14 protein-coding genes are annotated in these 19300 nt (G+C 73.4%); 11 read left to right on the forward strand and 3 right to left on the reverse strand.

Annotated elements, in window-relative coordinates:
* Positions 1-8 precede the first annotated feature (8 nt).
* The 4 genes from LIV37_RS37910 to LIV37_RS37925 all read left to right on the forward strand — a co-directional run bounded on the left by LIV37_RS37910 (position 9) and on the right by LIV37_RS37925 (position 4470).
* Positions 9-1046, forward strand: a complete 1038-nt coding sequence (locus LIV37_RS37910) for an HAD hydrolase-like protein (RefSeq protein ID WP_020872358.1) — start codon at positions 9-11, stop codon at positions 1044-1046.
* Between the two features lie 369 nt (positions 1047-1415).
* Positions 1416-2465 carry a FecCD family ABC transporter permease gene (locus LIV37_RS37915; protein WP_020872359.1) on the forward strand — a complete coding sequence of 350 codons (1050 nt, stop codon included), beginning with the start codon at positions 1416-1418 and terminating at the stop codon, positions 2463-2465.
* Positions 2462-3526 (forward strand): FecCD family ABC transporter permease, encoded by a 1065-nt coding sequence (locus LIV37_RS37920; RefSeq protein WP_020872360.1) that lies wholly within the window; start codon positions 2462-2464, stop codon positions 3524-3526. Before LIV37_RS37915 ends, LIV37_RS37920 begins: the two co-directional genes overlap by 4 nt.
* Before the next feature lie 107 nt (positions 3527-3633).
* A complete protein-coding gene (locus LIV37_RS37925; protein WP_121825034.1) occupies positions 3634-4470 on the forward strand; it encodes an ABC transporter ATP-binding protein in 837 nt (278 codons plus the stop codon).
* Between the two features lie 191 nt (positions 4471-4661).
* Here LIV37_RS37925 and LIV37_RS37930 read toward each other — a convergent pair whose 3' ends face one another.
* Positions 4662-5009 (reverse strand): hypothetical protein, encoded by a 348-nt coding sequence (locus tag LIV37_RS37930; protein WP_020872362.1) that lies wholly within the window; start codon positions 5007-5009, stop codon positions 4662-4664.
* Positions 5010-5281: 272 nt separating this feature from the next.
* Between LIV37_RS37930 and LIV37_RS37935 the strand changes: the two genes are divergently transcribed.
* From LIV37_RS37935 to LIV37_RS37960, 6 genes are all read left to right on the forward strand, one after another.
* Entirely contained in the window at positions 5282-5557 is a 276-nt protein-coding gene (locus LIV37_RS37935) for a hypothetical protein (protein ID WP_121825033.1), read from the forward strand.
* Positions 5558-5587: 30 nt separating this feature from the next.
* Positions 5588-6466, forward strand: coding sequence for a TlyA family RNA methyltransferase (locus tag LIV37_RS37940; RefSeq protein WP_020872364.1), 879 nt, complete (start codon positions 5588-5590; stop codon positions 6464-6466).
* Positions 6467-6549: 83 nt separating this feature from the next.
* Positions 6550-7464: an NAD kinase gene (locus LIV37_RS37945; RefSeq protein ID WP_121825032.1), complete on the forward strand. Its 915-nt coding sequence runs from the start codon at positions 6550-6552 to the stop codon at positions 7462-7464.
* Positions 7465-8419: 955 nt separating this feature from the next.
* Complete coding sequence (gene recN, locus LIV37_RS37950) at positions 8420-10165, forward strand: DNA repair protein RecN (RefSeq protein WP_020872366.1); 1746 nt, start codon at positions 8420-8422, stop codon at positions 10163-10165.
* Between the two features lie 283 nt (positions 10166-10448).
* On the forward strand, positions 10449-11609 hold the full coding sequence (locus LIV37_RS37955) for a glycosyltransferase family 4 protein (RefSeq protein WP_020872367.1): 1161 nt from the start codon (positions 10449-10451) through the stop codon (positions 11607-11609).
* A 111-nt stretch (positions 11610-11720) separates the two neighbouring features.
* Positions 11721-12893 carry a glycoside hydrolase family 64 protein gene (locus LIV37_RS37960; protein ID WP_020872368.1) on the forward strand — a complete coding sequence of 391 codons (1173 nt, stop codon included), beginning with the start codon at positions 11721-11723 and terminating at the stop codon, positions 12891-12893.
* 618 nt (positions 12894-13511) lie between these two features.
* Here LIV37_RS37960 and LIV37_RS37965 read toward each other — a convergent pair.
* Both LIV37_RS37965 and LIV37_RS37970 read right to left on the reverse strand, forming a co-directional pair.
* Positions 13512-15164, reverse strand: coding sequence for a PucR family transcriptional regulator (locus tag LIV37_RS37965; protein ID WP_121824039.1), 1653 nt, complete (start codon positions 15162-15164; stop codon positions 13512-13514).
* 233 nt (positions 15165-15397) lie between these two features.
* Positions 15398-17206: a glycoside hydrolase family 15 protein gene (locus tag LIV37_RS37970; RefSeq protein ID WP_121824038.1), complete on the reverse strand. Its 1809-nt coding sequence runs from the start codon at positions 17204-17206 to the stop codon at positions 15398-15400.
* 420 nt (positions 17207-17626) lie between these two features.
* Here LIV37_RS37970 and LIV37_RS37975 point away from each other — a divergent pair, with 420 nt between their 5' ends.
* Positions 17627-19282, forward strand: a complete 1656-nt coding sequence (locus LIV37_RS37975) for a CTP synthase (protein WP_020872371.1) — start codon at positions 17627-17629, stop codon at positions 19280-19282.
* Positions 19283-19300 lie beyond the last annotated feature (18 nt).

Here is a 19300-nt window from a genome sequence, read left to right on the forward strand (position 1 = left end):
TGGCCCCCATGAACCAGCCCGTCCGCACCCGGCCCGAGTCGAGCCGGCAGTCGCTGAACGAGGCGTACGACACGGCTCTGCTGGACCTCGACGGGGTGGTGTACGCGGGCGGCGAGGCCATTGACCATGCCGTGGAGTCGCTGGTCACCGCGCGGGACGGCGGGATGCGGCTGGCGTATGTGACCAACAACGCGCTGCGGACGCCGGAGGCGGTGGCCGAGCATCTGACCCGGCTCGGGATGCCCGCCACCCCCGACGATGTGATCACCTCCGCGCAGGCGGTCGCCCGGCTGATCTCCGAGCAGCTGCCGAAGGGGGCGCGGGTGCTGGTGATCGGCGGGGAGGGGCTGCGGGTGGCGCTGCGCGAGCGCGGGCTGACGCCGGTGGACTCGGCCGATGACGACCCGGCGGCGGTGGCGCAGGGGTACGGCGGGCCGGACATGCCCTGGGCGCGGCTGATGGAGGCGGGGTACGCGGTGGCGCGCGGGGTGCCGTGGTTCGCCTCCAACCTGGACCTGACGATTCCCAGTGGCCGGGGCATCGCCCCGGGCAACGGCGCGGCGGTGGAGGTCGTACGCATCGTGGCGGGCACGTCCCCGCAGGCCGCCGGGAAGCCGCTGCCGCCGATGCACCGGGAGACGATCCTGCGGACCGGCGCCCGGCGGCCGCTGGTGGTCGGGGACCGGCTGGACACCGATATCGAGGGCGCGTACGCGGGCGGGGTGGACTCGCTGCTGGTGCTGACCGGAGTGACCACGCCCGCGCAGCTGCTTGCCGCCGAGCCCGGGCACCGGCCGTCGTATGTGGACCGCGACCTGCGGGGGCTGCTCACCCCGCAGCCGGAGGTGGCGCACGACGGGGAGTCGGGCGGCTTCCGGTGCGGGGATTGGGCCGCGCGGGTCGAGAACGGCGAGCTGGTGCTGGCGGGCGGGGGCGAGGAGCCGCTGGACGGGCTGCGGGCGCTGTGCGCGGCGGCGTGGTCCGAGGCGGGGGACGGTGTGAGTGGCGCGGACGCGGGGAAGGCTCTGGCCCGGCTGGGGTTGTGAGCCGAGGCGGCTGAGGGCCTGAGCCGACGGGGGCTCCGCGCTGACGGGGTCGAGGCTCCGGGCCGTCGGGGCCGGCGCTCCGGGCCGACCGACGCGGCCGGGGCTCCGAGCGGAGGTGGCGGGCGCTTCGAGCCGTCGGGGGCTGGCGCTCCGTGCCGTCGGGGGCTGGCGCTTCGAGCCGCCGGGGCCGGCGCTCCGGGCCGAGGTGGCCGGGGCTGAGGGCCTGAGCCGACGGGGGCTCCGGGCCGACGAGGGCTGTGAGGCCGAACTCGCGCTCCGGGGTGCCCGCATTGGATGCGGCCAGCGGGACTTAGGGTAACCTAACTTAACCTGAGTCCTGATCGGCCGTGCTGTGAGGTGGAGTTCCGCGTGACCCTGGTCAGTCCGGCGAAAGCCGGGACCGAGACAGCGAGCGCGCCGCCCCGGCGGCGCACCGCGCGCCGTGCGACCGGACTGGTCGTCTCCCTGGGCGTGCTGCTGGCGATCGCCGCGGCGTCCATCGCGATCGGCGCCAAACCGATTCCGCTGGACCAGGTGTGGCACGGGCTGTTCCACTACACCGGCAGTGACACCGATGTGGTGATCCGGGACGTACGGCTGCCGCGCACCATCCTCGGGCTGCTCGTCGGCGTCGGCCTCGGCCTCGCGGGCGCGGTCATCCAGGCCCTCACCCGCAACCCGCTCGCCGACCCGGGGCTGCTGGGGCTGAACGCGGGCGCGTCCGCCGCCGTCGTCTCGGCCATCAGCTTCCTCGGCGTCACCTCCCTCACCGGCTATGTGTGGTTCGCGTTCCTCGGTACCGCCGTCGTGTCCGTGCTGGTCTACGCGCTCGGCGGCAGCCGGAGCGCCACCCCGGTGCGGCTCGCGCTCGCCGGGATGGCGGTGTACGCGGCGCTCTACGGATACGTCAACGCCGTGGAGCTGCTGGACACCGCGGCGCTCGACAAGATGCGCTTCTGGACGGTCGGTTCACTCGCCTCCGCCAATATGACAGTGGTCCGGCAGGTGAGCCCGTTCCTCCTGGTCGGCGTCGTGCTGGCGGTTCTGCTCGGCCGTTCGCTGAACGCCGTGGCGCTCGGCGACGACACCGCCCGCGCGCTCGGCAGCAACCTCAACCGCACCCGGGCCCTCTCGATGATCGCGGTCACCCTGCTGTGCGGGGCCGCGACCGCCGCCTGCGGGCCGATCGCGTTCGTCGGGCTGATCGTGCCGCATCTGGTCCGTGCGCTCACCGGGCCGGACATGCGCTGGATCCTGCCGTACGCCGCGGTGCTCTCGCCCGTTCTGCTGCTGGGCGCCGATGTGATCGGGCGGTTGGTCACCCGGCCCGCGGAGCTCCAGGTCGGCGTCGTCACCACCTTCATCGGCGGGCCCCTCTTCATCTACCTCGTACGTCGCCGAAGGATGGCCCAACTGTGAACGCCAACAAGCGCACCGCCAAGTCCGGGACGCGCGGGGTCACGCTGCGCACCGCCGGTCTCTCGCTGCGCCTGGACGTCCGCGGCGCGGTCGTGGGGCTGCTGCTGATCGCCCTGGCGCTGGTGATGGGCGTCGTGCTGATCGGCACCGGTGACTTCCCCATCGCCCCCGCCGATGTGGTGCGTACGCTGCTCGGCGACGGCACCGTGGCGCAGGACTTCATCGTCAACGAACTGCGGCTGCCGCGGGTGCTGGTGGGGCTGCTGGTCGGCGCGGCCTTGGGGCTGGGCGGGGCGATCTTCCAGTCCATCTCCCGCAATCCGCTGGGCAGTCCGGATGTGATCGGCCTCGGCCAGGGGGCGGCGGCCGGGGCGCTCACGGCCATCGTGCTGGTCAAGGGCGATCCGAACGTGGTCGCCACCGGAGCTGTCCTCGGCGGGGTGCTCACCGGACTGGCCGTCTACGCGCTGGCCTGGCGGCAGGGCGTCCACGGCTATCGGCTGGTCCTCGTGGGCATCGGCACCTCCGCGACGTTCACCGCGGTCAACGGCTATCTGCTCACCCAGGCCCAGCAGGAGGACGCGGCCCGTGCGGTGATGTGGCTGACCGGCTCGCTGAACGGCCGCGACTGGGACCAGGTCTGGCCGCTGCTGGCCGTGTGCGCGGTACTCATGCCCGTGGCCCTCGGGCAGGCGCGGAACCTGCGGATGCTGGAAATGGGCGACGACAGCGCCTACGCCCTCGGGGTGCGGGTGGAGCGGACGCGGATGGTGCTGATGGGCGCGGCCGTGCTGCTGGTCGCGTCCGCCACGGCGGCCGCCGGGCCCGTCGCCTTCGTATCGCTCGTCGCCCCGCAGCTGGCCCGCAGGCTCACCCGCTCGCCCGGTCCGAACCTGCTCCCCGCGGCCTGGATGGGCGCCGCGCTGCTGGTCACCGCCGACTGGGCCTCCCAGCGCGCCTTCGGGGCCGATCAGCTGCCGGTGGGGGTGCTCACCGGGATGCTGGGCGGCGCCTATCTGCTGTGGCTGCTGGTGACCGAGCGCAGGGCGGGGCGGATATGACGACTGTGGACACGACCCGGACGGAAGACGACATGGACAAGGACACCCGGCAGACCGTGGCTTCCAGCACGAGTGGCACCCAGGACCAGCGGCAGCGGCAGCGGCTCATGGCGGAGGGGCTGACCCTCGCCTACGACCGGCGCACGGTCGCCGAGGAGCTGTCCGTGACCATCCCCGACCACTCCTTCACGGTCATCGTCGGCCCCAACGCCTGCGGGAAGTCGACCCTGCTGCGCGCCCTGTCCCGGATGCTCAAGCCGGCGGCCGGATCGGTGCTGCTGGACGGGCAGTCGATCGGTTCGCTGCCCGCCAAGAAGGTCGCCCGCACCCTCGGGCTGCTGCCCCAGTCCTCGATCGCCCCGGACGGGATCACCGTCGCCGACCTGGTCGCCCGCGGCCGCTATCCGCACCAGGGGCTGCTGCGGCAGTGGTCGGAGACGGACGAGCGGATCGTCGACGAATCGATGACGGCGACCGGGGTGGCCGAGCTCGCCGATCGCTATGTCGACGAATTGTCCGGTGGTCAGCGCCAGCGGGTGTGGATCGCGATGGCCATCGCCCAGCAGACCCCGCTGCTGCTCCTCGACGAGCCCACGACCTATCTGGACATCCAGCACCAGATCGATGTGCTGGACCTGTGCGCCCAGCTCCACGAGGAGCAGGGCCGCACCCTCGTCGCCGTGCTCCACGACCTGAACCACGCCGCCCGCTACGCCACCCATCTGATCGCGATGCGGGGCGGGGAGGTCGTCGCGGAGGGGGCGCCGGGGGATGTGGTCACGGCGGAGCTGGTGGAGCGGGTCTTCGGGCTGCGCTGCCAGGTGATCGACGACCCGGAGACGGGGACGCCACTGGTCATCCCGGCCGCCCGGGGGTCCCGTACGGCACGGGTGGAGGCGCCTCTGGCGACCGCCGCGGTGAGCGCCGCGGTGAGCGAGTCCTGAGGGACGGCCCGGGGTGGGGACACCTGGGCGGGAGCGTGGCCCGGGCCGGAGCAGGGCCCGGGGGCGTTTGCCCTGGACGGGGGTGGGGCGTTTGTCCTGGACGGGGCTGGGGTGCTTGTCCTGGACGGGGCTGGGGTGCTTGTCCTGGACGGGGGTGGGGCGTTTGTCCTGGACGGGGGTGGGGCGCTTGCCTAGATCAGCTTCCGCAGCCGCAGCAGGTCGCGCAGCCCGGCCTCGAGCTTGATCCGTCCGGCGCCCCACGCCCGTGCGAAGTGCAGCTCGCCGTCGACCAGGGCCACCAGGTCGTCGCCGGTCATCGTCAGCCGGATCTGCGCACGCTCGGCCGGGGGGCCCGACGCGGTCGTCACATCCTCGATCCGGCTGTCCACGAGACGGCCGACGAAAGTGGTGTCCAGATCGTGGATCCAGCAGCTGACCGAGCGATCGAGCGCGGTAGCGCTGCGAAGGTCCCCGTTCGCGGTCGCGAGGTTCTCCGCCAGTTTGTCGAGTGCGCTGCGGCACTCTTCCAAGGTCGCCATCGCGGACGACGTTACCCCAGGTCTCGTACGTCGGAGAACGAGGGATTCGCGGTAGCGTCGGGGCCATGAGCGAGCCGATGCCGGCCGGGTGGCCCGGCCCACAGCCCGGTCCGGCGGCCGAGGACGCCAGGGAGGCCGCGCCGGAGCCCGTGCTGCCCGAGGGAGCCGAGGTGGCCGAGGACGTCACGGTGGAGCGGGCGCGCGACGGGGCCGAGGTGGCCGAGGACGTCGCGGCGGAGCGAGCGCCCGACGGGGCCGAGTGGGCCGAGGACATCACGCCGGAGCCGGTGCCCGAGGCCGGGCCCGGGGCCGTGCCCGAGCCGCCCGGCCCCGCCGACCCGGCCCCGCTCGGCGTGGACCGTACGCCCACCGGCGTCGCCGAGGTGGACGCCCGGCTGGCCCGGCTGGCCGACGCCGACCACCTCGGTACGAGCGGACATCTGGAGGTGTACGAGGATGTCCACCAGGGCCTGCGCGACACGCTGACCGCACTCGACCGGCGGCCCGGCCCCCCGGCGCCCGGTCCGCGGCCCCCGTCCGCTACGTAAACGACCTCAGGAGCTGAACCACCCGTGGCAGTGACCCGTCCACGACGCGCACGACTCGACGCGGAGCTGGTGCGCCGCAAGCTGGCGCGTTCGCGTGAGCATGCCAGCCAGTTGATCGCGGCGGGCCGGGTCACCGTCGGTGGGGCGGTGGCGGCCAAACCGGCCACCCAGGTGGAGACCAGCGCGGCCGTCGTCGTGATCGAGGACGACAGCGATCCGGACTATGTCTCGCGCGGTGGCCACAAGCTGGCGGGCGCGCTGTACGCCTTCAGCGAGGAGTACCGGAAGGGCGCGGGCGCGGGGCAGGACCCCGGGGTCCGTCCGGCCACGGGAGCCGGTGCGGGGCTGAAGGTCGCCGGGCGGCGGGTGCTGGACGCGGGCGCCTCCACCGGAGGCTTCACCGACGTCCTGCTGCGCGCGGGCGCAGCTGAGGTGCTCGCCGTGGATGTCGGGTACGGGCAGCTCGCCTGGTCGCTGCAGAGCGATGAACGCGTCAGTGTTTACGACCGTACAAACGTACGCGAGCTGACACTTGAGCGGATTGGTGGGAAACCGGTGGACCTGGTGGTCGGTGATCTCTCCTTCATTCCGCTCGGGCTCGTCCTGCCCGCCCTCGTGCGGTGCGCGGCGCCCGACGCCGATCTGGTGCTGATGGTCAAACCACAGTTCGAGGTCGGCAAGGAGCGGCTGGGCAGCGGGGGAGTGGTCCGCAGTGCCGAACTGCGCGCCGAGGCGGTGCGCACGGTGGCCGGGCGGGCGGCGGACCTGGGACTGGGAGTGCTGGGCGTAACGGCCAGCCCGCTCCCGGGGCCGTCGGGTAACGTCGAGTACTTTTTGTGGATGCGCGCCGGGGCGCCGGCACTGGACCCGGCGGATGTTGACCGTGCAGTGGCGGAGGGGCCCAGTTGACCACTTCAGAAGCAGCGCAGCAGAAGGAAGCAGTGCCCGAGCCCGGGGCCGGGGACGCGGTGGCGGCACCGGCGGTCGAGCCGATGACGCCGGCCGCCGAGGCGACGGCGGACCGTACCGTCTTCCTCCTCGCGCACACCGGCCGCCCCGCGGCCATCCGCAGCGCCGAACTGGTCGTTCAGGGGCTGCTGCGCAGCGGAATCGGGGTACGGGTACTCGCTGCCGAGGCGGCGGACCTGCCGCTGCCGCCCGCTGTCGAGCGCATCGACGCGGATCGCGACGTGCTGAACGGCTGTGAACTGCTGGTCGTCCTCGGCGGGGACGGGACGCTGCTGCGCGGCGCGGAGTTCGCCCGGGTGTCGGGCGTGCCGATGCTCGGCGTGAACCTCGGCCGGGTGGGCTTCCTGGCCGAGGCCGAACGGGACGACCTCGACAAGGTCGTGGACCGGGTGGTGACCCGGCAGTACGAGGTCGAGGAGCGGATGACGATCGATGTGCTGGTCCGCAACGACGGGCACATCGTGCACACGGACTGGGCGCTGAACGAGGCGTCGGTCGAGAAGGCCGCGCGTGAGCGGCTGCTCGAGGTGGTCACGGAGGTCGACAACCGACCGGTCTCCCGGTTCGGCGGCGACGGCGTGGTCTGCGCGACCCCGACCGGCTCCACGGCCTACGCCTTCTCGGCGGGCGGGCCGGTGGTGTGGCCCGAGGTGGAGGCGCTGCTGATGGTGCCGATCAGCGCCCACGCGCTGTTCGCCAAGCCGCTGGTGACCTCGCCCAAGTCGGTGCTCGCGGTCGAGGTGCAGCCGCAGACGCCGCACGGGGTGCTGTGGTGTGACGGGCGCCGCACGGTGGAGCTCCCGGCGGGCGCGCGGGTCGAGGTGCGCCGGGGTGCGGTGCCGGTGCGGCTGGCCCGCCTCCACCATGCTTCGTTCACGGACCGCTTGGTCGCCAAGTTCGCTCTGCCGGTGGCGGGGTGGCGGGGGGCACCGCACTAGAGGGGCACTGGGCTGGGGGCACCGTGCTGGAGTCCCACCGCGGTGGGAGATGTCCGGCGGGTTGTGGCGCCTGCGGCGGGCTGTGCCCCTCCCCGCCCCTTCCCGAAACCGGGGGCTCCGCCCCCGGACCCCCGCTCCTCAAACGCCGGAGGGGCTGGGATTGCGGGACTCCGCCACGCGGCAGCAACCCGGCCCCGGGCCCCTGGCCCCGGGCCCCTGGCCCCGGGCCCCTGGCCCCGGGCCCCTGGCCCCGGGCCCCTGGCCCCGGGCCCCTGGCTCCTGGCCCCCCGGCCCCGGGCCCCTGGCTCCTGGCCCCCGGGCCCTGGCCCCCGGCCCCGGGCCCTGGCTCCCCGATCCCGGCTCCCGATCCCGGCTCCCGGGTCCTGGCCCCCTGGCCTCTGGCCCCTGGCCCCGGCCTCTGGCCCCTGGCCCCCGGGCCCTGGCTCCCCGATCCCGGCTCCCGGGTCCTGGCCCCCGGCCTCCTGGCCCCGGGACCCCGGGCCCCCGGGCCCCAGACCCCGGCTCCCAAAGCCCGGGCCCCAGACCCCGGCTCTCAAAGCCCGGGCCCCAGACCCCAGACCCCAGACCCCGGGGTCCGGGGTCCGGGGTCCGAGGCGAAGCCTCGCCTTTCCAGCCCCTCCGGCGATTGAGGAGCGGGGGCCGGGGCGGGGCCCCGGTTTCGGGGAGGGGCGGGGTGGGGGCTCTCCGCCGGAGGCGCCCGCGCCTCGCCCCTCCCGGGCAGGGCAGGGCGGGGGATCTCCGGCGGGGGTGTCCGCGCCTCGCCCCTCCCGGGCAGGGCGGGGTGGGGGCTCCCCGGCGGAGGCACCCGCGCCCCGACCGTCCCGGGCAGCGGGCTCTCCGGCGGGGGTGCCCGCGCCCCGACCGTCCCGGGCAGATGTGCGGGTGGCCCCCATAAGTGGCGCCCCTTCGTCGCATCGCACCGACCAAACCTCGTATGGTCGTGCACGTGCTGGAGGAGATGCGGATACGTGCGCTGGGCGTCATCGACGACGCGGTCGTCGAGCTGTCGCCCGGCTTCACCGCGGTGACCGGTGAGACCGGCGCGGGCAAGACCATGGTCGTCACCAGCCTCGGGCTGCTGCTGGGCGGCCGCGCCGACGCCGCCCTGGTGCGGATCGGGGCCAAGGCGGCGGTCGTCGAGGGCCGCCTTACGGTCGACGCCCGCTCGGCGGCGGCCGTAAGGGCAGAGGAAGCGGGGGCCGAACTCGACGACGGGGTGCTGCTGATCAGTCGTACGCTCTCCGCCGAGGGGCGGTCGCGCGCCCACCTGGGCGGCCGCTCGGTCCCCGTGGGACTGCTGGGTGAGCTGGCCGACGATCTCGTGGCCGTGCATGGCCAGACCGATCAGCAGGGCCTGCTGCGCCCCGCCCGGCAGCGGCAGGCGCTGGACCGGTACGCGGGCGCCGCGGTGGCCGGGCCGCTGGAGAAGTACGCGGGGGCCTACCGTCGGCTGCGCGCCGTCTCGGCCGAGTTGGAGGAGCTGACCACGCGGGCCCGCGAGCGGGCGCAGGAGGCGGATCTGCTGCGCTTCGGCCTCGAGGAGGTCGAGGCGGCCGAGCCGCGCCCCGGGGAGGACGAGGAGCTGGCGGCCGAGGCCGAACGGCTGGGGCACGCCGAGGCCTTGGCGTCCGCCGCCGCCGTCGCGCACGCCGCCCTCGCCGGGAACCCGGAGGATCCGGAGGGCGTGGACGCGGGAACCCTGGTCGCGGGGGCGCATCGCGCCGTGGAGTCCGTACGCTCCCATGACCAGGCCCTCGCCGGGCTCGCCGACCGGATCGGCGAGGTCGGTATCCTGCTGTCCGATGTGGCCGGGGATCTCGCGGGGTACGCCGACAACCTGGACGCCGACCCGATCCGTCTGTCGGCCGTCGAGGAGCGCCGCGCCGCGCTGACCCAGCTGACCCGCAAGTACGGCGAGACCATCGCGGACGTGCTGGCGTGGGCCGAGCAGGGCGCCGCGCGGCTGGCCGAACTCGACGGCGACGACGACCGCATCGGCGAGCTGACGGCCGAGCACGACGCGCTCCGCGCCGAGCTGGGCGAGTTGGCGCAGGCGCTCACCGACGCCCGTACGGAGGCGGCGGGGCGGTTCGCGGAGGCGGTCACCGCCGAGCTGGCCTCCCTGGCGATGCCGCACGCCCGGGTGACGTTCGCGATCCGCCAGACCGAGGCGGAGGCGGACGGCATCGAAGTGGGCGGCCGCCAGGTGGTCTTCGGGCCGCACGGCGCCGACGAGGTCGAGCTGCTGCTCGCGCCCCATCCGGGCGCCCCGCCCCGGCCGATCGCCAAGGGCGCCTCCGGGGGTGAGCTGTCCCGGGTGATGCTCGCGGTCGAGGTGGTCTTCGCGGGCTCCGACCCCGTACCGACATATCTCTTCGACGAGGTGGACGCGGGTGTCGGCGGTAAGGCCGCGGTCGAGGTGGGCCGCCGGCTGGCCAAGCTCGCCCGTTCCGCGCAGGTCGTGGTGGTCACTCATCTGCCGCAGGTCGCGGCCTTCGCCGACCGGCATCTGGTGGTCGAGAAGACCAACGACGGGTCGGTGACCCGAAGCGGTGTGAAGGCCATGGAGGGTGAGGACCGTGTACGGGAGCTGTCGCGGATGCTCGCGGGCCAGGAGGACTCCGAACTCGCGCGGGCGCATGCGAAAGAGCTCCTGGAGGCGGCCCGCGCGGGACGCTGACCCTTCACACGGCGCTTCACACGGCGCTTGATACGGCGCTTGACATGGCGCTTCACATCGCGCTTCACGCGATCCCTCGCGTGAAGCTTCCCCCCGGACCTTCACGCGACGCTCCTCCGATCCTTCACCCGAACGGGTGGTACCGCGGACGCGCGGGCGAGTTCGGGGCAGGCGTCACCTGGGAGCGTTGCGACGAGGGTTCGGCGAGTGCTGGCATTCTTGGGCGGAGCGCGTCCGCACCGTCCCCCCATCGCCCCGACACCGTCTCAGGAGCTCCGCCCGCGTGAGCAGTACCGTGAGCAACACCCCGGTCCCGCCGCACGCGCGGTCGTCGCTGCACGCCGTCCAGGTGCTGGGCGCCGGGAGTTCGGGCAGCGGGGTGCATGTGCGGTCGCTGTCGGCCGGGCTGGTGGCGCGCGGACTGCGGGTGACCGTGTGCGGTCCCTGGAGCGCCGAGCAGGGCTACGGCTTCACCCAGACCGGAGCGCGGTTCACCGGGCTCGACGCCCTGACGGACGCCGGAAGCATGGCGTCGCTGCGCAGGGCGACCCAGGAAGCGGCCCTGGTGCACGCCCACGGGCTGCGCTCGGGGCTGCTGGCGGCGGTGGCGCTGCGTGGCCGGAACGTACCCCTGATCGTCACCTGGCACACCCGCGTGGACGCCGAGGGCGCGCGGGCCCGTCTGGTCCGGCTGATGGAGCGTCGGGTGGCCCGGGCCGCCGCGATCGTGCTGGGGGCCTCCTCGGATCTGGTGGCCCGGGCCCGCGCCCGCGGTGCGCGCGACGCCCGGCTGGCCCCGGTCGCGGTGCCCGCCCCACGCCGTCCGCCGGAGACCGCCGACGGCCGACGTCAGAAGGCGCGGGCCGAACTGGGCGTGGTGGAGCGGCCGTTGCTGGTCACGGCCGGGCGGCTGGAGGCCATGGCCGGACACGGCCCGCTGCTGGACGCGGCGCGGCGCTGGCGGGTGCTGGATCCGCGACCGCTGCTGGTGGTGGCGGGGGAGGGGCCGGACCGTGCGGTGCTCCAGCGCCGGATCGACACCGAGGGGCTGCCGGTGCGGCTGCTCGGCCGCCGCGAGGATGTGCCACAGCTGCTCTCCGCGGCGGATGTCGCGGTGCTCTCCAGCCGCTGGGAGGCGCGGTCGCTGCTGGCCCAGGAGGCGCTGCACGCGGGGGTGCCCCTGGTGGCCACGGCGGTCGGCGGGGTGCCGGAGCTGGTGGGGGAGGCGGCCGAACTCGTGCCGTACGGCGACCCCGAGGCCCTGGCCGACGCCGTGACCGGGCTGCTCGCCGATCCGGTGCGCCGGGTGGAGCTGGCGACGGCGGGGCGGGCGCGGACGGCGGGCTGGCCGACGGAGGACGACACCGTCGCCCATGTCCTGAGCGTCTACGATGAGTTGGTGCAGACCTTTCTGCGTGAAGGGGTTGACGGGCCCGGTCGTTGATCGGCAGGGTGCTGGGGAGAGGAACGAGAGAGCGCTCTCAATTTCGCGCCTCCCGTTACCCCCCACGCCATTTTCCCGGCAACCCCCACTACGCCGAGGAGCACCATCATCATGATCAGTCGCAGGAAGCTGCTGGGCGGAATCGCCGCCTCCGCCGCCGCCGCGGGAACCGGCCTCGCGTTCGCCGGCGGCCGCGCCAGCGGAGCCCCGGGCGCCAAGGCCGCCGCCTCCCTGCCCCTGACCGTCGTGAACAAGACGGGGCAGTACGACAACGGGTCGGTCTGGCTCTACATCGTCGGCAACGAGGGCGACCGGCAGGTCCACGTCACCGCGGACGGCAACATCGCCCCCGTCGCGCTCTCCGACAACGGCTCGGACGGCTTCACCGACTACGCGATCCCGCTGGCCGGAAGCGGTGAGACCAAGCTGAACCTGCCTCAGATGTCCGGCCGGATCTATGTGGCGCTCGGCTCCAAGCTCAAGCTCAAGGTGGTCGAGGACGGGGCGGGCAAGGCCGCGCTGCAGTACCCGGCGGGCTGGGTGTCCGGCGACCCGAACTACGACATCATGCACGACTGCGCGGAGTTCACGTACAACTCCTCGGGGATGTTCTGCAACACCACCATGGTGGACATGTTCAGCGTCCCGCTGTCGATCCACCTCACCGGCGCCCAGGACCAGACGACCGGCACCCTCAAGGACGGCGCCCGCGCCAAGGTCTTCTCCGACCTCGCCGGCGTCGACGCCTTCAAGAAGCTGATCGTCGGCGACAACCTGCGGGTGATCGCTCCCGGTCACGGCATGGGCGCGGGGGTGTTCGCGGAGGACTACTTCGCGTCGTACATCGACCAGGTCTGGGACGCCTACGGATCGAAGGACCTCAAGGTCACCACCAACGCGGGCACCTTCACCGGCCGGGTGAGCGGCGGGAAGTTCTCCTTCACGGGCCCGGCCTCGGTCTCCTTCGACAAGCCCTCCACCAAGGACGTGCTGTTCTGCGACGGCGCCCTGGCCGCGCCCAACGACGGGACCACGGGTCCGGTCGCGGCGATCCTCGGCGCGGGCTTCAACCGCTCCACGCTGCACAACGCCGACGCCCAGCCGACCACCGATCCGGCCGCCTTCTACGGCGAGGACGTCACCAACCACTACGCCAAGGCCATGCACGCGGCGACCGTGGACGGCAAGGCGTATGGCTTCGCCTTCGATGACGTGGCCGAGTTCGCGTCCTACATCCAGGACACCGCCCCGAAGGGGATCACGCTCACGCTGACTCCGTTCTAGGGGCGTCCGGCGGCTTGTGTCGCCTGCGGCGGGCTGTTCCCCTACCCGCCCCTTCCCGAAACTGGGGCTCCGCCCCAGACCCCGCTCCTCAATCGCCGGAGGGGCTGGAGGGTGGGGGTCCCCAGACCTCGCTTCTCAATCGCCGGGGGGTTGGGGGTGGGGGTGCGTCCTAGGCTCCGCTTCTCGAACGCCGGGGGGTGGGGGGGGGGGGTGCGTCCCAGGCTCCGCTCCTCGAACGCGGGAGGGGCGGGGGGCGGGGCTCCGGCCCGGAGTTCGGGGTCCGGGGGCGACGTCCCTGCCGCGCGGCGAAGCCGCATATCGGTGCCGCGGGAAGGGGCGGGGAGGGCCCGTCGGGGCGGGCAGGGTCCGGCCGGGTTCGGCACAGGGCGGCCGGGCGGGTTCGGCACAGGGCGGCCGGGCAGGTCCGAAAAAAGACGGCCGGGCGGGTCCGAAACAGGGCGGCCGGGCAGGGAGGTGTTCGTGGCGCATGGCGAGGGCGGCGCGGCGGACGGCGAGGGAGCCACTCCCTGCCCGGCGACGCGGGGGGGACGCCGGGCGGGGGCCCGGGCAGGGCGGGGCGGGCCGCATCCGCGTCAGGCGGGGCGGCCCGCCGCCGTGTCACCGCACATGGCGCCGGGCCTGGAGGGCCACCCCCAGGGCGAGCACCGTCTGAGGATCCTCCAGGTCGCTGCCCAGCAGCGACGCGATCCGGGCCAGCCGGTCGTACAGCGTCTGGCGGTTGAGGTGCAGCGTGCGGGCCGTCTCCGCCTTGCGCCCCGCATGCCGCAGATACGTCTCCAGCGTCGGCACCAGCGGCGGGCGGGCGGTGCGGTCATGGGCGAGCAGCGGACCGATCACCCGGTCCACGAAGGCGGCCAGATCGCCGTGCTCGCGCAGTCGCCACAGCAACAGGTCGACATCCAGGCTCCGTACGTCGTACCAGCCCCGGTCGGGCGGCGCTCCGCAGGCCGCGTTCGCCGCCTCCGCCGCATGCCGCAACTCGGCTCCGGCCGCGTCCCAGCCGACCGCGAGCCCGGCGACCACCACCGGCGGCCGGGCGCCGGCCCGGTCCGGCCAGGCCCGCTCCACCCCGGTCCGCAGCGCCGCCGCGATCCGCTCGGCCACCGCGCTCCGCTCGGTCGCGTCGCGCAGCCCCGCCAGCAGCGGAACCCGCCCCTCTGGAAGCCGTACGCCGAGCAGCACCGGCACCCCGACCCCGGCCAGCTCCTCCTGCACGGCTTGGGCCAGCGCCGCCCAGCTCTCCCCGCCCCCGGCCAGCGGCCGCGGATCCTCCACCAGCCGCATCACCACCGGCAGCAGCGGCCCGCCCGGGCCCGGCCGGAAGCCCAGCACCCGGGCCTGCGCGGGGGCGTCCGACGCCTCGATCCGGCCCTCGGCGAGATCGGTGAGGAAGTCCCCGCGCCCGCGCGCCGCCAGCTCCTCCTCCTGACGCGCCCGCAGCAGCACCACCGCCAGCAGATCCGCCGTCCGCTCGGCGGCGATCCGGTGCACCGGGCCCAGCGGCCCGGCCACCGGAAGGACGGTCAGCCGAGCCCGTACGGCACCGGGTCCGGGCCCGCCGCCCGGGATGTCCGCGATCACGCTGCCCGCCGGCGGCTCGGGCCGCTCGGCCGCACGCGGCGCCCGCAGCCCCTCCCACACCTGGAGCGGATCGGCCGCGCCCGCCGGGGGCGTGCCGTCCGGCCCGGCCGCGTACAGCAGCCGTCCGTCGGGGGTCTCGAGGAAGACCGGATTGGCCGCGAAGGCGGCGAAGTGGCGCAGGATCTCCGGCACCCCGCCGCCGCGCAGCAGCACCTCGGTGGCCTGCCGGTGCACCACGTCGGCCTGGCGCAGCAGGGCGTAGTGCTCATTGACGATCTCGGTGTGGATCTCCTCGGTGACCGTCACGAACGGCACCTCGCGATGGAGCTGCACCAGCGGCAGCCCGCACGAGCGGGCGGTGTCCACGACGGGCCCCGGCAGGGTGCGGAACCGGGGGCCCAGCTCCACCACCAGGGCCGCGATGCCCCGGTCGGCGAGCCGGCGGACGAAGGCGCGCTGCTCGGCGGGGCGCGGCCCGACCCCGAGGCCGGTGGTCAGCAGCAGCTCACCGCCCTTGAGCAGCGCGGCGATGTTCGGCGCCTCGCCCGCGTGCACCCAGCGCACCGGGCGGTCCAGCAGCTCCTGCCCGGACACCACCTCGGGGAGCCCACGGTGCAGGGCGGGAAGGCCGAGGGCCCGCGCCACGGTGATCGTTCCCTCTGGTTCCATGCCGCCACGCTAAGCGCTCCGCGGGAAGCGTCGCGAGGTGCGGTCGTTCGTCCGCGGCTGCGTTGTGGCTGGTCGCGCCCACGCGGCGGAGCCGCATATCGACACAGCCTCGCGCCCCTTCGGGGCGCTCAGCCGCCTGTTCGATGCCCAGCCTGGCCCGCCTGGCGGACACCGCCCGGCGGGCCAGGCCCGGATGTGGGGGGCCCGGGCCCCCGAGGGCCCGGGCCGGGGGCTCAGCCTCCGTACGCGCCGGACGCCGTGAGACGCAGCGCGGTGTCGATCAGCGGCACATGGCTGAACGCCTGCGGGAAGTTGCCCACCAGACGCTGGTTGTGCGAGTCCCACTCCTCGGACAGCAGCCCGAGGTCATTGCGGAGCCCGAGCAGCTTCTCGAAGAGCTTGCGGGCCTCGTCCACCCGGCCGATCATCGCCAGGTCGTCGGCGAGCCAGAACGAGCAGGCCAGGAAGGCCCCTTCGTCGCCCTCGAGGCCGTCCACCCCGGCGTCCTCGCCCGCGGTGGGGTAGCGCATCACGAAGCCGTCCTCGGTCGACAGCTCCCGCTGGATCGCCTCGATGGTGCCGATGACCCGCTTGTCGTCCGGCGGCAGGAAGCCCATCTGCGGGATGAGCAGCAGCGAGGCGTCCAGCTCCTTGGAGCCGTAGGACTGGGTGAAGGTGTTCCGCTCGGCGTCGTAGCCCCGCTCGCAGACGTCCCGGTGGATCTCGTCGCGCAGCTCCCGCCAGCGCTCCAACGGCCCGTCCACATCGCCGGATTCGATCAGCTTGACGGTGCGGTCGACCGCGACCCAGGCCATCACCTTGGAGTGCACGAAGTGGCGGCGCGGCCCGCGCACCTCCCAGATGCCCTCGTCCGGCTCGTCCCAGTGCTCCTCGAGGTAGCGGATCAGCTTCAGCTGGAGCACGCTCGCGTAGTCGTTGCGCGCCAGGCCCGTCATATGGGCCAGGTGCAGCGCCTCGGTGACCTCGCCGTAGACGTCGAGCTGGACCTGGCCCGCCGCGCCGTTGCCGATCCGGACCGGCTGGGAGTTCTCGAAGCCGGGCAGCCAGGTCAGCTCGGCCTCGGACAGCTCCCGCTCGCCCGCGATGCCGTACATGATCTGGAGGTTCTCCGGGTCGCCCGCGACCGCGCGGAGCAGCCATTCGCGCCAGGCGCGGGCCTCCTCGCGGTAGCCGGTGCGCAGCAGCGAGGAGAGGGTGATCGCCGCGTCCCGCAGCCAGGTGAAGCGGTAGTCCCAGTTCCGGACGCCGCCGATCTCCTCGGGCAGGGAGGTGGTGGGCGCCGCGACGATGCCGCCGGTGGGGGCGTAGGTCAGCGCCTTGAGCGTGATCAGCGAGCGGACCACCGCGTCCCGGTAGGGGCCGTGGTACGTGCAGTGCTCGACCCACTCCCGCCAGAACGCCTCGGTGGCCTCCAGCGCGACCTCCGGCTCCGGCAGGGCGGGCGGCTCGTTGTGCGAGGGCTGCCAGCTGATGGTGAAGGCGATCCGGTCGCCGGGGCCCACCGTGAAGTCGGAGTAGGTGGTGAGGTCCTTGCCGTAGGTGTCGGCCTCGGTGTCCAGCCATACCGAGTCAGGACCGGCGACGGCGACGGTACGGGTGTCCACCCGGTGCACCCAGGGCACGACCCAGCCGTAGGAGAACCGCATCCGCAGCGCGGAGCGCATCGGCACCCGGCCGCTGACCCCCTCGACGATCCGCACCAGTTGCGGGGCGCCGTCACGGGGCGGCATGAAGTCGATCACGCGGACCGTGCCGCGCGGGGTGTCCCACTCCGACTCCAGGACCAGGGAGTCGCCGCGGTAGCGGCGGCGGTCGGCGGCGGGCGGCCCGCTTCCCGCGGGGGCGGCGGGCCCCAGCCGCCAGAAACCGTGTTCCTCAGTGCCCAGCAGACCGGCGAAGACGGCATGGGAGTCGAACCGCGGCAGGCACAGCCAGTCGACGGTCCCGTCTCTGCAGACGAGGGCGGCCGTCTGCATATCACCAATCAGTGCGTAATCCTCGATACGCCCGGCCACGTGCATTCCCCATTCGAACGGCCGTATCACCCCGGAGGGCGGTTCTTACGGTCTCGGAAAATTCTGACGAGCTCTTGTTCCGGGGGCGTGCTGGTGGTGCCGTGCCGGGGTGGCTCGCATGCGTGCGTCCGATGAGGATACGACGGACAACGGTGATCCGCTTGAGCCCGTCCACATCGTGGCTCGCATCTCACGCCCGATCGGGTGGCCAGGTCACGCATGGTGTTCGGGCGGTTGCGCAGACCGAACGCGGGAACCAGGTCAGCAGCGACCGCTCCGGGGCGCTGATACCCTGGTAGCCCGTGGAGCGGCGGGCACAAAACCCCCGAACCTCAGCGGCGGCGCCCCCGGACCCCGGAACGGCTGCCGTACGCACCCTCACGACGCGACCACGGGAGCCCCCTCTTGGCCATTGCCGCTAAGCCCATGACGACCAAGCACCTCTTCGTCACCGGGGGTGTCGCCTCTTCACTCGGCAAGGGCCTTACCGCCTCCAGTCTGGGGGCGCTGCTGAAGGCGCGCGGTCTGCGCGTCACTATGCAGAAGCTCGATCCGTATCTGAATGTCGACCCGGGCACGATGAACCCCTTCCAGCACGGCGAGGTGTTCGTCACCAACGACGGCGCCGAGACCGATCTGGACATCGGCCACTACGAGCGCTTCCTCGACGTCGACCTCGACGGCTCGGCCAATGTGACCACCGGACAGGTCTACTCCACCGTAATCGCCAAGGAGCGGCGCGGTGAGTACCTCGGGGACACGGTGCAGGTCATCCCGCACATCACCAACGAGATCAAGCACCGCATCCGGCGCATGGCCACCGACGACGTGGACGTCGTCATCACCGAGGTCGGCGGCACCGTCGGCGACATCGAGTCGCTGCCCTTCCTGGAGGCCGTCCGCCAGGTCCGGCACGAGGTCGGCCGGGACAACGTGTTCGTGGTGCACATCTCCCTGCTGCCCTACATCGGCCCGTCCGGCGAGCTGAAGACCAAGCCCACCCAGCACTCGGTGGCCGCGCTGCGCAACATCGGCATCCAGCCGGACGCGATCGTGCTGCGAGCCGACCGCGAGGTCCCCACCTCCATCAAGCGCAAGGTCTCGCTGATGTGTGACGTGGACGACGCCGCCGTGGTCGCCGCCATCGACGCCAAGTCGATCTACGACATCCCCAAGGTGCTGCACTCCGAGGGCCTGGACGCCTATGTCGTCCGCAAGCTGGACCTGCCCTTCCGCGACGTGGACTGGACCCAGTGGGACGACCTGCTGAAGCGGGTCCACGAGCCCGACCACGAGATCACCGTGGCGCTCGTCGGCAAGTACATCGACCTGCCCGACGCCTATCTCTCCGTCACCGAGGCGCTGCGCGCCGGCGGCTTCGCCAACAACGCCCGCGTGAAGATCAAGTGGGTCACCTCCGACGACTGCAAGACGGCGGCCGGCGCCCGGGAGCAGCTCGACGGCGTGGACGCGGTCTGCATCCCCGGTGGCTTCGGCGACCGCGGTGTCATCGGTAAGGTCGGCGCGATCACCTACGCCCGGGAGAACAAGATCCCGGTGCTGGGCCTCTGCCTGGGACTCCAGTGCATCGTCATCGAGGCGGCGCGCAACCTCGCGGGCATCGAGGGCGCCAACTCCACCGAGTTCGAGCCCGCCACCACCGACCCGGTGATCTCCACCATGGCCGAGCAGCTCGACATCGTCGCGGGCGAGGGCGACATGGGCGGCACCATGCGGCTGGGCATGTACCCGGCCAAGCTGGCCGAAGGCTCGATCGTCCGCGAGGTCTACGACAACCAGCCGTATGTCGAGGAGCGCCACCGCCACCGCTACGAGGTCAACAACTCCTACCGCGGTGAGCTGGAGAAGAAGGCCGGGATCGTCTTCTCCGGCACATCCCCGGACAACAAGCTGGTGGAGTACGTGGAGTACCCGCGCGAGGTCCACCCCTATCTGGTCGGCACCCAGGCCCACCCCGAGCTGCGCTCCCGCCCGACCCGTCCGCACCCGCTCTTCGCGGGCCTGGTGAAGGCGGCGGTCGAGCGACAGGTCGCAGCTCAGACGCCGGGCGTAAGCGCCTGACCGTTGACGCGGGACGCA

Source organism: Streptomyces rapamycinicus NRRL 5491 (genome assembly GCF_024298965.1).
In the GTDB taxonomy this organism is placed as follows: domain Bacteria; phylum Actinomycetota; class Actinomycetes; order Streptomycetales; family Streptomycetaceae; genus Streptomyces; species Streptomyces rapamycinicus.

Bases quoted from the DNA above. Each gene is read 5' to 3' on its own strand.
- LIV37_RS37910 (WP_020872358.1), top strand. From the start codon at position 9: ATGAACCAGCCCGTCCGCACCCGGCCCGAGTCGAGCCGGCAGTCGCTG.
- LIV37_RS37925 (WP_121825034.1), top strand. From the start codon at position 3,634: ATGGCGGAGGGGCTGACCCTCGCCTACGACCGGCGCACGGTCGCCGAG.
- LIV37_RS37930 (WP_020872362.1), bottom strand. From the start codon at position 5,009: ATGGCGACCTTGGAAGAGTGCCGCAGCGCACTCGACAAACTGGCGGAG.
- LIV37_RS37945 (WP_121825032.1), top strand. From the start codon at position 6,550: ATGACGCCGGCCGCCGAGGCGACGGCGGACCGTACCGTCTTCCTCCTC.
- recN (WP_020872366.1), top strand. From the start codon at position 8,420: ATGGTCGTGCACGTGCTGGAGGAGATGCGGATACGTGCGCTGGGCGTC.
- LIV37_RS37960 (WP_020872368.1), top strand. From the start codon at position 11,721: ATGATCAGTCGCAGGAAGCTGCTGGGCGGAATCGCCGCCTCCGCCGCC.
- LIV37_RS37965 (WP_121824039.1), bottom strand. From the start codon at position 15,164: ATGGAACCAGAGGGAACGATCACCGTGGCGCGGGCCCTCGGCCTTCCC.
- LIV37_RS37970 (WP_121824038.1), bottom strand. From the start codon at position 17,206: ATGCACGTGGCCGGGCGTATCGAGGATTACGCACTGATTGGTGATATG.
- LIV37_RS37975 (WP_020872371.1), top strand. From the start codon at position 17,627: ATGACGACCAAGCACCTCTTCGTCACCGGGGGTGTCGCCTCTTCACTC.